Genomic DNA, 13,252 nt, shown 5'->3' with positions numbered 1-13,252 from the left:
GAACGCGGAAGACAAAGCAGTGAGCATCCCTGCACAGAGCGACGGCACCGAGGCCGAGGCCTCCGGTGCGGTTACCCTCACCGAGCACGCCGCTCCCGGCGAGACCCTGCTGAAGGTGACCGGCCTGAAGAAGCACTTCCCCATCAAGAAGGGGTTGCTCCAGCGGCAGGTCGGCGCGGTGCACGCGGTCGACGGCATCGATTTCGAGGTCAAGGCCGGTGAGACGCTCGGCGTCGTGGGCGAGTCGGGCTGCGGCAAGTCGACGATGGGCCGGCTGATCACCCGGCTGCTCGAACCGACCGCGGGGAAGATCGAGTTCGAGGGCAAGGACATCACGCACCTCGGCGTCGGCGGGATGCGCCCGCTGCGCCGGGATGTGCAGATGATCTTCCAGGACCCGTACTCGTCGCTGAACCCGCGCCACACCATCGGCACGATCGTCGGCGCTCCCTTCAAGCTCCAGGGAGTCGAGCCCGAGGGCGGCATCAAGAAGGAAGTGCAGCGGCTGCTGTCGGTCGTGGGTCTCAACCCCGAGCACTACAACCGGTACCCGCACGAGTTCTCCGGCGGTCAGCGCCAGCGCATCGGCATCGCCCGCGCGCTCGCGCTCAACCCGAAGCTCGTCGTCGCGGACGAGCCGGTGTCCGCGCTGGACGTGTCGATCCAGGCGCAGGTCGTCAACCTGCTCGACGACCTCCAGCAGGAGCTCGGCCTGACCTACGTGATCATCGCGCACGACCTCTCGGTCGTCCGGCACGTCTCGGACCGGATCGCGGTGATGTACCTCGGCAAGATCGTGGAGCTGGCCGACCGGGACTCGCTGTACAAGGCGCCCATGCACCCGTACACCAGGGCGCTGATGTCGGCCGTTCCGATCCCGGACCCGAAGCGCAAGAGCGCGAAGAGCGAGCGCATCCTGCTCAAGGGCGACGTGCCCTCGCCGATCTCCCCGCCGAGCGGCTGCCGCTTCCACACCCGTTGCTGGAAGGCGACGGAGATCTGCAAGACGACCGAGCCGCTGCTCGTGGAGCTGAAGCCCGGTCAGCGGGTCGCCTGCCACCACCCGGAGAACTTCGCCGACCAGGCGCCCCAGGACACGGTCCTGCTCTCGGCGGCGAAGGAGGCGTCGGAGCTGGTGCCGGACTCGGTGCTGGAGGAGTCGGCCGCGGAGGAGTCGTCTGCGGAGGAGTCGTCTGCGGAGGAGCCGGCCGCGGAGGCCACCGAGGATGCTCCCGTGAAGGCGGCTGCCGAGGAGAGCGCCGCCGAGGATGCTTCCGACGAGGCGTCCGCGGACCAGTCCCAGGAGTCAACCGACAAGTAGCACATGACAACTGGGCAAAGTCATGTACATGCCCGAGCGGGAGAGTGCAGAGTCGTCCGTGTCCGACCACTGATCGGTACACGCTCGAAAGGGACGACCATGGCACTCTCCCGTTCGGCACGCTTAGGGGCTGTCGCCACCGCGGCGGCCTCCTTCCTGGCAGTCGCCGCCTGCCCCGCCCCCACCGCAGGCGCACCCGGCATCGGCGACCGCTACTTCCCCCGGCTCGGCAACGGCGGCTTCGACGCCCGCCACTACGCCCTGGACATCGCCTACGCCCCGGACACCGGCCGCCTGGACGGCCGTACGACCCTCACCGCGCGCGCCACCCAGAACCTCTCCTCCTTCGACCTCGACCTGCAGCGCCTGGAGATCACGAAGGTCGAGGTCAACGGCAGACGCGCCGCGTTCACCCGCGACGGCGACGAGGTCACCGTCACCCCGCGCGGCACCCTGCCCAAGGGGCGCGACTTCACCGTCACCGTCACCTACGGCGGCATACCCGAACCCCTCGGCGGCCCCATCGTCTTCGGCTCCAAGTACGGCTGGATGAAGACCGGTGACGGCGTCTTCGTCGCCTGCGAGCCCAACGCCGCCTCCACCTGGTTCCCCTCCAGCGACCACCCCGCCGACAAGGCCACCTACGACATCCGGATCAGGGCGCCCAGGGGCCTGACCGGCGTCTCCAACGGCCGGCTCGTGTCGACGTACGACAGGGGCGGCTCGACGTACACGCACTGGCGGGAGAGCCGGCCGATGGCCACGTATCTCGCGACCGCCACCGTCGGGAGGTTCGACGTGCGCACCGGCCGCACCCCGGGCGGCATCCCGATCTACGTCGCCATCGACCCCGTGCTGAAGAACAGCAACGACGTCGACGTGTACGCCGTCACCGCCGCCGCCACCGACTACTGGTCGCAGGTCTTCGGCCCGTACCCCTTCGAGGAGACCGGCGCCATCGTCGACGACATGCCCGAGGCGGGGTTCTCCCTGGAGGTGCAGAGCAAGCCCGCCTACTCGGCCGTGCGCAGCGAGACGACCATCGTGCACGAGCTGGCCCACCAGTGGTTCGGCGACTCGGTGAGCGTGGCCCGCTGGAAGGACGTCTGGCTCAACGAGGGCTTCGCCACCTACGCCCAGTGGCTGTGGGCGGAACACCAGGGCACCCGTTCGGCCCACGACTCCTTCCTCGCCGCCTACGACGCCCGCCCCGCCGACTCCTCCTTCTGGCAGATCGAGGTGGCCGACCCGCGGCGCGACACGATGTTCGCCTCCGCCGTCTACCAGCGCGGCGCGATGACGCTCCAGGCGCTGAGGGAGCGGATCGGCGACCGGGCGTTTTTCGAACTGCTGCCCGCCTGGACCCGGCTCCACCGCTACGGCAACGCGGACACGGCCGACTTCATCCGCCTCGCCGAGCGGATCAGCGGCCGGCAGCTGGACGACCTCTTCGACACCTGGCTCTTCACAACAGGGAGGCCCACCCTGTGAGCCTGGCTTTGTAAGGTTCACGTCCCCTGATGGGTGAGAATGGCAGGGTGCAGCTGCAACAACTCTTCAGTCCCTCCGTCCAGCACACGCTCGATGTCATCGGCATCTTCGTGTTCGCGATCTCCGGCGCGCTGCTCGCCGTCCGGAAGAACTTCGACGTGTTCGGCATCGCCGTGCTCGCCGAGGTCACCGCGCTGGGCGGAGGACTGTTCCGCGACGTGGTCATCGGGGCCGTACCCCCGGCCGCCTTCACGGACCTCGGGTACTTCCTCACCCCCCTGCTCGCGACGATCGTGGTCTTCTTCCTGCATCCGCACGTCGAGCGGATCCAGGCGGCGGTCCTGGTCTTCGACGCGGCCGGCCTCGGCCTGTTCGCCGTGAGCGGTACGACGAAGGCCTACAGCTACGGCCTCAACCTGACCGCGTCCGCGACCCTGGGGCTGGCCACGGCGGTCGGCGGTGGCGTGCTCCGGGACGTGCTCGCCAACGAGGTGCCCTCGCTGCTGCGCTGGGACCGCGATCTGTACGCGGTCCCGGCGATCGTCGGCGCCACGATGGTGGTCCTGTGCATCCACTACGACGTCCTGACCCCGCTCACCAGCGGGCTCGCGGTCGTCACCGCCTTCGCCCTGCGTCTGCTGGCGATGAGGTTCCACTGGCGAGCGCCGCGCGCGTGGAACCGGCGCTCGACGGTGAGCGAGGAGGAGACCCGGCAGCGTTCCCGGTGAGAGACCCGTCCTCACCCCTGGCGCGGTTCTGGCCCATCTGCAGGGTCAGCCAGCGGAACACCGTCGGCACCTGAGGCCGCCACAGCGCCATGGTGTGGCCGCCGGCGCTGCGCGGCAGGAACACCACGTGCACGGTCGTCGGCGCCCTGGCGATGGACTCCAGCGCCACGCCCGCCTGGTAGCCGTCACCGGACTCGCCGGAGACGTACAGCGCGATGCGGGGCGGCACAGCCGTCTTCTTCAGAAGCAGGTACGGGTTGTTCTCGGCGCGCAGCGCGGGGTTCTGCGAGGCCAGCGAGTTGCGCTCGCCGATCGGGTCGTTGTAGCCGGACATGCTCACCGCGGCCCGGTAGCGGTCCGGGTGCGCCACGGCGAGCTTGACCGCGCAGTGCGCGCCCGCCGAGTACCCGGCCACCGCCCAGCCCTGCGGCGCCGGCTGGGCCCGGAAGTTGTCCGTGACCATCTTCGGCACGTCGATACTGAGCCAGCTGTCGGCGTTGACCTGCCCCGGGATGTTGGCGCAGCCGGTGTCCACGCCCGCCAGCAGGTTGGTGCGCGGGGCGACCAGGATGAAGGGCGCCACCTGGCCGCTCCTCATCAGCGGCAGCAGCTGCTCGTGGGCCTTCAGCGACCCGAACCAGGCCTTCGCCGAGCCCGGATAGCCGGGGAGCATTTCCACCACCGGGAACTTCTTGTTGCGGTAGGCCGGCTCGCCGTACTGGGGCGGCAGCCAGACGTAGACCTCGGCGTTCACTCCCGAGACCCGGCCCTTGAGCTGGGTGACGCGCACTCCGCCGGCCGCGCGCATACCGGGCCCGTCGGCCGCCCTGAAGGCCTGCCTGACCTTGGGCAACCGTTTCAGCGCTATACCGCCGGTGCCGTCCCGGCCGAGGTTGGCGGCCTCCTGGACGTGGTTGCCGGTGCCGAGCAGGTCGGCCCAGTTGTCGTACAGGTTGTTCTGGTTGTTCACCAGCACGAAGACCAGCGTGACGGCCGTGCCCTGGGTGAACAGCAGCATCAGCACCCGGGCGGCGACGCGCAGGGGCTGGGGCCCGCGCATCCGCGACCAGAGCGCGAGCGGCAGTATGAGGGCGACGACGGACAGCACGATCGTCGTGCAGAGGAACGGAGTCCCGGTGAGGCTCATGTCCCCATAGAGGCGAATCCCGCGTCCGGGGTTGTGGACGTGTCCGGGCACTTACCTAGAAATTGCCGGGTTCTCACCCGCAGGCGTGATCTCGCCGACGGGACGGACGGCTCTCGGTCCTCCGGCCGTCAGCAAAAGCTACCGCTTAGTAATTTCCTGTTGTACCGTTCATCCATGGCAGAAGCAGCTACCGCACCCGCCGGGCGTGCCGTGATCGGCGACAGCGAGTTCGACCGCGACACCGCGGTCACCCGGCGCGAGCCCGGGGTCTACGACATCGACCTCTCCGCCGGCTGGACCATCATCAACGCCGTCAACGGCGGCTACCTGCTGGCCGTCCTCGGCCGGGCCCTCGCGGACACCCTCCCGCACCCGGACCCCTTCACCGTCTCGGCGCACTACCTGACGGCCTCGCAGCCGGGTCCGGCGGTGGTCCGCACCCAGACGGTCCGCACCGGTCGCACCCTCTCCACCGGCCAGGCCTCGCTCTTCCAGTACGACGACGAGGGCAACGAGGTCGAGCGCATCCGCGTCCTCGCCTCCTACGGCGACCTCTCCGCCCTTCCCGACGACGTCCGTACGACGGCGGCCCCGCCCGCGATCCCGCCGCTGGAGCAGTGCCTCGGCCCGGACGACGCACCCGCCCCGGTGCCGGGCAGCTCGGCCATCGCCGACCGGCTCATGCTCAAGCTGGACCCCGCCACCCTCGGCTGGGCGCTGGGCGCGCCCTCCGGCAAGGGCGAGATGCGGGCCTGGTTCGGGCTGGCCGACGGCCGTGACGCCGACCCGCTCTCGCTGCTGCTCGCGGTGGACGCGCTGCCGCCCACCGCCTTCGAGATCGGCCTCAAGGGCTGGGTGCCCACGGTCGAACTCACCGTCCACGTACGCCACCGCCCCGCACCCGGCCCGCTGCGCGTGTCGATCACCACGCGCAACCTGGCCGGCGGCTACCTGGAGGAGGACGCCGAGGTCTGGGACAGCGAGGGCCGCCTGGTCGCCCAGTCCCGGCAGCTCGCCCGGGTCAGGCTCGGCTGAGCGGCGCGCGGCCCATCCAGGCCGCCAACCGCTCGTAGACACCGGCCCCCTCGGCGGCCTCACGGCGGGCGTCGAAGGGCGTCTCCTCGTCGCGGGGGCGGGAGTCCGGCAGCACCCGGCGGGCGGTGGCGAGGGCGAACTCACCGAGCTCCGGGTCGAGTTCGTACGGGTGGCCGATGGCCTCGGCGAGGTCCCAGGTGTGCGTCACGATCTCCATGACGTACCCGGACAGCGCCGCGTGTCCCGGCACCTCGCCCCAGGGCACCCGCACCGGGGCCGTCATCCGCTCGTCGGCCTCCCAGGCCTTCAGAACACGGGCACGCACCTCGTCGTAGGCCGCCGCCCAGCCGTCGTCCCCGACGCCCTCGGCGAACGGGTGCATCGCCAGTCCGTCGCCGCCCTCGCCGACCACGGCGATCCGCCGGGTGCCGCCGACGATGTGGCTCAGCAGGGTCCGTACGTCGAACTCGGTGCAGGGCGTCGGGCCGTCGAGCTGCTCGGGGCGCACCGTCTTGATGAGCGCGGCCGCCTGCTCGGTGGCGCGGGTGTAGACGGGACGCGGGTCGGTGTAGCCGGTGGTGGTCATGGTGTGCCTCTCCCTCGGTCGGTACGCAGAGGATGCGCCGATAACCTGACAGAATCCGTCAACATTTGCGCGCAGTCCTGCGCGGCGGGATTCTGGGGGCGTGAAGTCCGACCGGCTGCTGTCGATCCTGCTCCTCCTGCAGACCCGGGGCCGCGTCCCCGCGCATGAACTCGCCGACCGGCTCGAGGTGTCGGTCCGCACCATCTACCGGGACATCGAGGCGCTGTCCGCCTCCGGTGTGCCCGTGTACACCGAGCGCGGCCGGCACGGCGGCATCGAACTCCTCGCCGGATTCCGCACGGACGTCACCGGCCTGACCGCGGACGAGTCCCGCGCCCTGTTCATCCTGGCCGCCCAAGGTGCCCATGCCGCGCTCGGTCTTGACGCGGCGCTCGGCTCGGCCCTGCGCAAGGTGATGGCGGCCCTGCCCGCGCCGCACCGGCCCGCCGCCGAGGTCACCAGCCGCCGCATCCTGGTCGACGCCACCCGCTGGAAGAGCGGCCCGCAACAGGCCGTGGACCTGGAGGTGCTCCAGGACGCGGTGTTCACCGACCGGCGGCTGAAACTGCGCTACCGGCACAGCGGGGAGCGGGAGCCGCGGACGTACACCGTGGACCCGTACGGGCTGGTCGCCAAGGCCGGCGTCTGGTACCTGGTCGCCGACCGGCGCGGCGCACCGCGGCTGTTCCGCGCCGACCGGGTGCGCTCGGCACGGCTGCTCGACGATCCCGTGCGGCGCCGGCCCGGTGTCGAACTCGCCGACGTCTGGGAGGTGCTGCGCCGCCAGGTGGAGGAGCGGCCCGAGGACGGGATAGACGTCACGGTACGGGTGCGGCGCGAGCGTCTCGACATGTTCCGGCGCATGGCCGCCGCGCAGCTGACCGGACTTCCCGACGAGGACGGGGAAGGCGACTGGGTCACCGCCCGGCTGTCCTACCCGGTGCTGCGCGCGGTACGCCAACTGCTCGCGTTCTCCGACCAGGTGGAGATCCTCGACCCGCCGGAGGCGCGCGCCGAGCTGGTGAGAGCGGTCCGTTCCGTCACGGCCTTGTACCGGCAGACGAGCCACTCCGACGGGTGAAACGGCAAGTGGGCGGCGGTACGTTGGCTGCGGGGGCAGGCGGGGGCAGGCGGGGGCAGGCGGGGGCAGGCGGGGGCAGGCGGGGGCAGGCGGGGGCAGGCGGGGGCAGGCCGGGCGGACAGGCTCAGCGGGGCTGACCGAAAAGGAACGCCGGGACGGTGGGGAGCGCGTCAGTCCAGCCAGTGCCGGCGGCCGATGCTGATGAGCCGCATCTGCCGGGTGGCGAGCTGGGTGACGCGCTCCCTCTCGCCCTCGGGTGCCTCCAGCACCTCCAGGAACAGGGGGGCGGTGATCAGCATCTGGTCGACATAGAGGTGGGCGAGCATCAGCAGGTCGTCGTCGTTCCAGCCCTCGGCCTCCGGGTCCTTGGCCAGCTCGGCCTTCACCTCCTCGGCGAACCGGGCCAGTTGGGCCCGAATGGCCTCGCGCACCGGCTGGACTCCGCCATGTCGCTCCCGCGCGATGAAACGGACATGTGCGGGGTACGCGTCAACGTGACGGGCGATCAGTTCGACGGCGCGCGTGATGCGTTCCTCGCTGCCGCCCGCCGTGGACACCGTCGTCCGCACCATCGGATGAAGGCTGCCCAGCGCCTCGTCGACCAGGGCCACACCGAGGTCGGCGGTGGAGCGGAAGTGCCGGTAGAAGGCGGTCGGAGCGACGCCGACGGCGCGGGTGACCTCGCGCAGACCGAGGCTGCTCAGGCTCTGCTCCTCCAGCAGTGCGAGCGCCGCGTCGAGGAACGCCTGCCGGGTCTTCTGCTTCTGGGCCTGCCGGATGCCGAGGGTGTGACTCATGTCATCCAGTTAACAACTGTTCTCCGGAATTGGAAAGCCGTGTGACACGCTAGACTCCAAGTCAGTGAACAAGTGTTACCACAACTGTTCACCCAAACTTCACAGAGGCCAAACACGAGGCATCCAGGAGGGGGGATCTGATCCCATGCTGTTCCTCGTCGCCGCACTCATGCTGCTCGGCGTCGTGCTGGGCACCGTCGCCCACGCACCGCTGACCGTCACCGCCGTCGCGGCCGCCGTCATCGCCATCTGGCTCGGCATCTTCGCGATCCGCGAGCGTCACGGCCGCCGTCGCCGCACCTCGGCCAACTGACCGTCCGCAACGACTTCCAGGAGCTGAGCACCATGCAACTCACCGCACCGGCCACGGGCCGCACCACCGAAACGCGCCCGCGCGACGCCGACGGCATGGCCGTCGCGTCCTTCATCCTCGGCCTTCTCGGCCTGCTCGTCCTCAATGTCTTCCTCGGCCCGATCGCCATCGTGCTGGCCGCCGCCGCCCTCTGGCGCGGCACGGCCCGCCGCGGCCGCGCGTACCTCGGCCTGACCCTGGGCGTGGCCGACCTGGCCGTCCTGGTGATCGCCATGGAAGTGTCCAACACGGTCTCCTGGAGCCTGTGACGCACGGCAGACGCCCCGAGGACGACGGGGCGAAGCCGCACCGGACACACCCCGACCCGGCACTGGCACCGCGGCGGCACAGCCGACCGCCCGCGGAGGCTCAGCCGGCCCACCCCGCTACCACCGCTCCGCGACCGCAGCCGCGGGCGTCCGCAGGGCGGAGCAGGTGGTTCGACCGATGGGCTTCCCTTACCGCCGTGGGCGCTCGTTCCGCAGGCGGAGCGGGTGGTCCGGCCGATGCGCTTCCGCTACCGCCGTGGGCGCTCGTTCCGCAGGGCGGAGCGGGTGGGCACGGCTGACAGCGCCGGGCGCGCACCCACCAAGGTCAAGGCGGCCGACGGGAGGCGTACGGCAGGTCCGGCGCGCCGACACCGAGGCTTGGGGCGGCCGACGGGAGACGCGCTCCAAGTCCCGGGCGCGCCGCCACCGAGGCCAAGGGCAGCCCACGCAGGCCGCACCCGAGGTCCAGGGCAACCGCTCCCGGCGCCGGCACCCACCAGCGGCCGGAGCCAACCGCAGGGACCCGCCCCGTAGAATCGGCGTCACCATGGCTTACCTCGACCACGCCGCCACGACCCCGATGCTCCCGGAGGCGGCAGAGGCGCTGACCGCCCAGCTGAGCATCACCGGCAACGCGTCCTCCCTGCACGCCTCCGGCCGCCGGGCCCGCCGCACGGTCGAGGAGTCCCGCGAAACCCTTGCCGAGGCGCTGGGCGCCCGCCCCAGCGAGGTCGTCCTCACCTCGGGCGGCACCGAGGCCGACAACCTCGCGGTGAAAGGCCTGTACTGGTCCCGCCACGACGCCGCCCCCTCCCGCACCCGCGTCCTGGCCAGCCCCGTCGAGCACCACGCCGTGCTCGACGCCGTGCACTGGCTCGGTGAACACGAGGGCGCCACCGTCGAGTACCTCCCCGTCGACTCCTACGGCCGCGTCCACCCCGAGGCGCTGCGCGAGGCCATCCTCCGCAACCCCGACGACGTCGCCCTGGCCACCGTGATGTGGGCCAACAACGAGATCGGCACGGTCCTGCCGGTCCATGAACTCGCCGACGTAGCAGAAGAGTTCGGTATCCCGCTGCACGCCGACGCGGTCCAGGCCTTCGGCCAGGTCCCGGTCGACTTCGGCGCCTCCGGCCTCGCCGCGATGACCGTCTCCGGCCACAAGATCGGCGGCCCGTACGGCATCGGCGCGCTGATCCTCGGCCGCGAGTACACCCCCGTACCCGTCCTGCACGGCGGCGGCCAGGAACGCCACGTCCGCTCCGGCACCCTCGACGTCCCCGCCGTCGCCTCCTTCGCGGTGGCCGGCCGGCTCGCCGCCGAGCAGCGCGAGTGGTTCGCCCGCGAGATCGGCGCCCTGCGAGACCAGCTGATCGACGCCGTCCGCAAGGCCGTCCCGGACGCGATCCTCGGGGGTGACCCGGCCCCCGAGGGCCGTCTCCCGGCCAACGCGCACTTCACCTTCCCCGGCTGCGAGGGCGACTCCCTGCTGCTCCTGCTGGACGCCCAGGGCATCGAGTGCTCCACCGGCTCCGCCTGCACGGCGGGCGTCGCCCAGCCCAGCCACGTCCTGCTCGCCACCGGCACCGACCCGGACCTGGCCCGCGGCACCCTGCGCTTCTCCCTCGGCCACACCTCCACCGAGGCGGACGTCGAGGCCGTCGCCAGGGCCATCGGACCGGCCGTGGAGCGGGCCCGCGCGGCGGGCCTGAGCTAGTGCTGTGACCGGACACTTCCCGGGCGGACGAAGGGACAGGTCAGCCAGGTCCTAGGAGGTCCGCTCGGCGCGGGCCAGTCGTAGGTACCGCTCCCAGTCCCAGAACCGCCCCGGATCCGTGTGGTCCGTCCCCGGCACCTCCACATGCCCGATGACATGCTCCCGGTCGGCCGGCATGCCGTAGCGCCGGCATATCGCCGCCGTCAGCCGGGCCGAGGCCGCGTACATGGCGTCCGTGAAGGAGGAGGCGTCCTCCACGAAGCCCTCGTGCTCTATGCCGACACTGCGCTCGTTGTACCCGCGGTTGCCCGCGTGGAAGGCCACGTCCAGCTCGCGTACCAGCTGGGTGATCCGCCCGTCCCTGCGCACGAGGTAGTGCGCCGCGGCGGCGTGCACCGGGTCCTGGAACACCTTGACCGCCGACGCGTAGCCGCCCTGCGTGACATGGATGACCACCCGGTCGACCGGATAGTCGTCCGGCCGGTCCGCCCGCCGGTAGTTCGCCGGCGATGCCGCCACCCAGCGCGCGCCCGGGAAGTCGACCGCCCCCGCCACCCGCGGCTTGTCCACCCCGGGCAGCCGCCACCACAGACGGGACAGCTCCTCGCGGGCCAGTGCGGCCGTGCCCACCGCGGCCGCGAGCCCGCCGACGAGCAGGGCCCGCCGCCCCAGCCGCCGGTCCCCGTCCCCCGCTGTCACCCCTGTCGTCGCCCCCATGTGATCGTCAACGGATATCCGGCGGCTCCGGTTCCCGCGTCCCCGTACCCTGGAAGGGCTATGACTGACACCCCGCAGCGCCCCCGTCCCCTCCGTGTCCTCGCCGCCATGTCCGGCGGCGTCGACTCCGCCGTCGCCGCCGCGCGCGCCGCGGAAGCCGGCCACGACGTCACCGGCGTCCATCTCGCGCTCTCCGCGAACCCTCAATCCTTCCGCACGGGCGCGCGGGGCTGCTGCACCATCGAGGACTCGCGCGACGCCCGCCGCGCCGCCGACGTCATCGGCATCCCGTTCTACGTCTGGGACCTCGCCGACCGCTTCCGGGAGGACGTCGTCGAGGACTTCGTCGCCGAGTACGAGGCCGGCCGCACCCCCAACCCCTGCCTGCGCTGCAACGAGAAGATCAAGTTCGCCGCGCTGCTGGACAAGGCGCTGGCCCTCGGTTTCGACGCCGTCTGCACCGGTCACTACGCGAAGGTGATCCTCAGGGAGGACGGCTCCCGCGAGCTGCACCGCGCCTCCGACATGGCCAAGGACCAGTCGTACGTCCTCGGCGTCCTGGACGAGAGGCAGCTCGCCCACGCGATGTTCCCGCTCGGCGACACGGTCACCACCAAGGAGGAGATCCGCGCGGAGGCCGAGCGCCGGGGTCTCGCCGTCGCCAAGAAGCCGGACTCCCACGACATCTGCTTCATCGCCGACGGCGACACCCAGGGCTTCCTGGCCCAGCGGCTCGGCAAGGCGGAGGGCGACATCGTCGACGAGTCCGGCGCCAAGCTGGGCACGCACGAGGGCGCGTACGGTTTCACCATCGGCCAGCGCAAGGGCCTCAGGATCGGTACCCCGGCCGCCGACGGCAAGCCCCGCTACGTCCTCGACATCTCCCCGGTGAACAACACGGTGACCGTCGGCCCGGCCGCCGCCCTGGACGTCGCCGCGCTGACGGCGATCAAGCCGCGCTGGTGCGGCACCGCCCCGACCGGCCCCGGCATCTACACCGCCCAGCTCCGCGCCCACGGCGGCGAGACCGAGGTCACCGCGGAACTGGTCGACGGCGAACTGCGCGTCCGCTTCACCGAGCCGGTCCGAGGCGTCGCCCCGGGCCAGGCGATCGTGCTCTACGACGGCACGCGCGTGGTCGGCTCGGCGACGATCGCCTCGACGACACGCGCGACGACTGCGGCGGTGTAGGCCCTACTCCGCGAAGCGGTCCGCGAGCACGGGGGCGAGGACGGCCGGTTCCACCATGTGGGTCTGGCCCTCCAGGACGTGGTACGAGCCCTGGGGCACCGCTTCGGCGACCGACCTGCCCGCCTCGCGCATCCACTCCGGGCTCGCCCCGCCCACGAGGGACAGGACGGGCACGGGAATCGCGGCGAGCCGCTCCCGGGGCAGCAGTCCGTCGCCCATGACCGCGTCGTCGTACGCCAGGCTCGGTGCCACGGCCTCCATGCCGGCCCACATCGGTGACTGGCGGGCGCCCCGGATCATCTCCTCGCCGAGCCCCGTCAGGCGCAGGAACAGCTCCACGGCGTCCCCGCGCCGGCCCTCGCCGAGCGCCTTGTTCAGGTTCTCCTTGTACACGGCCTCGCGCTCGGCGCCGCCCTCCAGATGGTCGGCGAACGGCACCTCGTACACGGCCACCTGACGGACCGGCAGCCCGCTGGCCGCGGCCTCCAGCACCAGCGCGCCACCTGAAGAGACGCCGAACAGCGCCGCCTCACCGCCCACCGCTTCGACCAGCGCCGCCAGGTCCTCCACCTCGCGCTCGACCGCGTACGGCGCCGTGTCCCCGCTCTCGCCGCGGCCCCGCCGGTCGTGGACGACGGCGGTGCAGCGGTCCGCGAGCCGGTGCGCCAGGGGCGCCATGGTGCCGCCGGTGGACATCGCGCCGCTCACCAGGATCACCGTCGGCCCCTGACCGATCACTTGGTACGCGAGGGAGGTGCCGTCACGGGAAGTCGTCTTCTTCTCCATGCCGTTGCAGACTGCCGTACGGCACGGAATTCAG

At 71.6% G+C, this 13,252-nt stretch carries 14 protein-coding genes; 9 read left to right on the top strand and 5 right to left on the bottom strand.

Translation table 11 applies throughout. The annotated features are described in order from the left end of the window. Positions 1–19 precede the first annotated feature (19 nt). From ACFZDC_RS21475 to ACFZDC_RS21465, 3 genes are all read left to right on the top strand, one after another. Positions 20–1,321, top strand: coding sequence for a dipeptide ABC transporter ATP-binding protein (locus ACFZDC_RS21475; protein WP_391326010.1), 1,302 nt, complete (start codon positions 20–22; stop codon positions 1,319–1,321). 99 nt (positions 1,322–1,420) lie between these two features. After that, positions 1,421–2,812: a M1 family aminopeptidase gene (locus tag ACFZDC_RS21470; RefSeq protein WP_391326007.1), complete on the top strand. Its 1,392-nt coding sequence runs from the start codon at positions 1,421–1,423 to the stop codon at positions 2,810–2,812. 29 nt (positions 2,813–2,841) lie between these two features. Then, positions 2,842–3,540 carry a TRIC cation channel family protein gene (locus ACFZDC_RS21465; RefSeq protein ID WP_391326005.1) on the top strand — a complete coding sequence of 233 codons (699 nt, stop codon included), beginning with the start codon at positions 2,842–2,844 and terminating at the stop codon, positions 3,538–3,540. On the opposite strand, the gene ACFZDC_RS21460 is transcribed toward ACFZDC_RS21465, so the two are convergent. After that, positions 3,428–4,687, bottom strand: coding sequence for an alpha/beta hydrolase-fold protein (locus tag ACFZDC_RS21460; protein ID WP_391326003.1), 1,260 nt, complete (start codon positions 4,685–4,687; stop codon positions 3,428–3,430). The two genes, ACFZDC_RS21465 and ACFZDC_RS21460, sit on opposite strands and share 113 nt — an antisense overlap. A gap of 174 nt (positions 4,688–4,861) precedes the next feature. Here ACFZDC_RS21460 and ACFZDC_RS21455 point away from each other — a divergent pair, with 174 nt between their 5' ends. Next, the gene (locus ACFZDC_RS21455) at positions 4,862–5,722 is read left to right on the top strand and encodes an acyl-CoA thioesterase domain-containing protein (protein WP_391326001.1); all 861 of its coding nucleotides are present in this window, start codon (positions 4,862–4,864) and stop codon (positions 5,720–5,722) included. Here the strand turns inward: ACFZDC_RS21455 and ACFZDC_RS21450 are convergent. After that, entirely contained in the window at positions 5,709–6,308 is a 600-nt protein-coding gene (locus ACFZDC_RS21450) for a TIGR03086 family metal-binding protein (protein WP_391325999.1), read from the bottom strand. The two genes, ACFZDC_RS21455 and ACFZDC_RS21450, sit on opposite strands and share 14 nt — an antisense overlap. 100 nt (positions 6,309–6,408) lie before the next feature. On the opposite strand from ACFZDC_RS21450, the gene ACFZDC_RS21445 reads away from it, so the two are divergent. After that, positions 6,409–7,389, top strand: coding sequence for a WYL domain-containing protein (locus ACFZDC_RS21445; protein WP_391325997.1), 981 nt, complete (start codon positions 6,409–6,411; stop codon positions 7,387–7,389). A gap of 170 nt (positions 7,390–7,559) precedes the next feature. Here ACFZDC_RS21445 and ACFZDC_RS21440 read toward each other — a convergent pair whose 3' ends face one another. Next, positions 7,560–8,186: a TetR family transcriptional regulator gene (locus tag ACFZDC_RS21440; RefSeq protein WP_391325995.1), complete on the bottom strand. Its 627-nt coding sequence runs from the start codon at positions 8,184–8,186 to the stop codon at positions 7,560–7,562. Between the two features lie 145 nt (positions 8,187–8,331). Here ACFZDC_RS21440 and ACFZDC_RS21435 point away from each other — a divergent pair, with 145 nt between their 5' ends. The 3 genes from ACFZDC_RS21435 to ACFZDC_RS21425 all read left to right on the top strand — a co-directional run bounded on the left by ACFZDC_RS21435 (position 8,332) and on the right by ACFZDC_RS21425 (position 10,524). Continuing rightward, positions 8,332–8,499, top strand: coding sequence for a hypothetical protein (locus tag ACFZDC_RS21435; RefSeq protein WP_391325993.1), 168 nt, complete (start codon positions 8,332–8,334; stop codon positions 8,497–8,499). A gap of 32 nt (positions 8,500–8,531) precedes the next feature. Beyond that, positions 8,532–8,807, top strand: a complete 276-nt coding sequence (locus tag ACFZDC_RS21430) for a DUF4190 domain-containing protein (RefSeq protein ID WP_391325991.1) — start codon at positions 8,532–8,534, stop codon at positions 8,805–8,807. A gap of 547 nt (positions 8,808–9,354) precedes the next feature. Continuing rightward, a complete protein-coding gene (locus ACFZDC_RS21425; protein WP_391325989.1) occupies positions 9,355–10,524 on the top strand; it encodes an aminotransferase class V-fold PLP-dependent enzyme in 1,170 nt (389 codons plus the stop codon). Positions 10,525–10,575: 51 nt separating this feature from the next. On the opposite strand, the gene ACFZDC_RS21420 is transcribed toward ACFZDC_RS21425, so the two are convergent. Further along, entirely contained in the window at positions 10,576–11,241 is a 666-nt protein-coding gene (locus ACFZDC_RS21420) for an N-acetylmuramoyl-L-alanine amidase (RefSeq protein WP_391325987.1), read from the bottom strand. 60 nt (positions 11,242–11,301) lie between these two features. On the opposite strand from ACFZDC_RS21420, the gene mnmA reads away from it, so the two are divergent. Next, positions 11,302–12,432: a tRNA 2-thiouridine(34) synthase MnmA gene (mnmA, locus tag ACFZDC_RS21415; protein ID WP_391325985.1), complete on the top strand. Its 1,131-nt coding sequence runs from the start codon at positions 11,302–11,304 to the stop codon at positions 12,430–12,432. A gap of 3 nt (positions 12,433–12,435) precedes the next feature. Here mnmA and ACFZDC_RS21410 read toward each other — a convergent pair whose 3' ends face one another. Continuing rightward, entirely contained in the window at positions 12,436–13,218 is a 783-nt protein-coding gene (locus tag ACFZDC_RS21410) for an alpha/beta fold hydrolase (protein WP_391325983.1), read from the bottom strand. Between the last annotated feature and the right edge of the window lie 34 nt (positions 13,219–13,252).

This window comes from Streptomyces sp. NPDC007905, assembly GCF_042959345.1.
Classification (GTDB): Bacteria; Actinomycetota; Actinomycetes; order Streptomycetales; family Streptomycetaceae; genus Streptomyces.
The sequence above is the reverse complement of the archived record's forward strand: the minus strand, read 5'-3'. Positions and strand labels throughout refer to the sequence as shown.

What these genes read in the sequence shown, in the direction of transcription:
- ACFZDC_RS21460 (WP_391326003.1), bottom strand. Translation starts at nt 4,687, where the DNA reads ATGAGCCTCACCGGGACTCCGTTCCTCTGCACGACGATCGTGCTGTCC.
- mnmA (WP_391325985.1), top strand. Translation starts at nt 11,302, where the DNA reads ATGACTGACACCCCGCAGCGCCCCCGTCCCCTCCGTGTCCTCGCCGCC.
- ACFZDC_RS21440 (WP_391325995.1), bottom strand. Translation starts at nt 8,186, where the DNA reads ATGAGTCACACCCTCGGCATCCGGCAGGCCCAGAAGCAGAAGACCCGG.
- ACFZDC_RS21450 (WP_391325999.1), bottom strand. Translation starts at nt 6,308, where the DNA reads ATGACCACCACCGGCTACACCGACCCGCGTCCCGTCTACACCCGCGCC.
- ACFZDC_RS21455 (WP_391326001.1), top strand. Translation starts at nt 4,862, where the DNA reads ATGGCAGAAGCAGCTACCGCACCCGCCGGGCGTGCCGTGATCGGCGAC.
- ACFZDC_RS21420 (WP_391325987.1), bottom strand. Translation starts at nt 11,241, where the DNA reads ATGGGGGCGACGACAGGGGTGACAGCGGGGGACGGGGACCGGCGGCTG.
- ACFZDC_RS21425 (WP_391325989.1), top strand. Translation starts at nt 9,355, where the DNA reads ATGGCTTACCTCGACCACGCCGCCACGACCCCGATGCTCCCGGAGGCG.
- ACFZDC_RS21435 (WP_391325993.1), top strand. Translation starts at nt 8,332, where the DNA reads ATGCTGTTCCTCGTCGCCGCACTCATGCTGCTCGGCGTCGTGCTGGGC.
- ACFZDC_RS21410 (WP_391325983.1), bottom strand. Translation starts at nt 13,218, where the DNA reads ATGGAGAAGAAGACGACTTCCCGTGACGGCACCTCCCTCGCGTACCAA.
- ACFZDC_RS21470 (WP_391326007.1), top strand. Translation starts at nt 1,421, where the DNA reads ATGGCACTCTCCCGTTCGGCACGCTTAGGGGCTGTCGCCACCGCGGCG.
- ACFZDC_RS21430 (WP_391325991.1), top strand. Translation starts at nt 8,532, where the DNA reads ATGCAACTCACCGCACCGGCCACGGGCCGCACCACCGAAACGCGCCCG.
- ACFZDC_RS21465 (WP_391326005.1), top strand. Translation starts at nt 2,842, where the DNA reads ATGGGTGAGAATGGCAGGGTGCAGCTGCAACAACTCTTCAGTCCCTCC.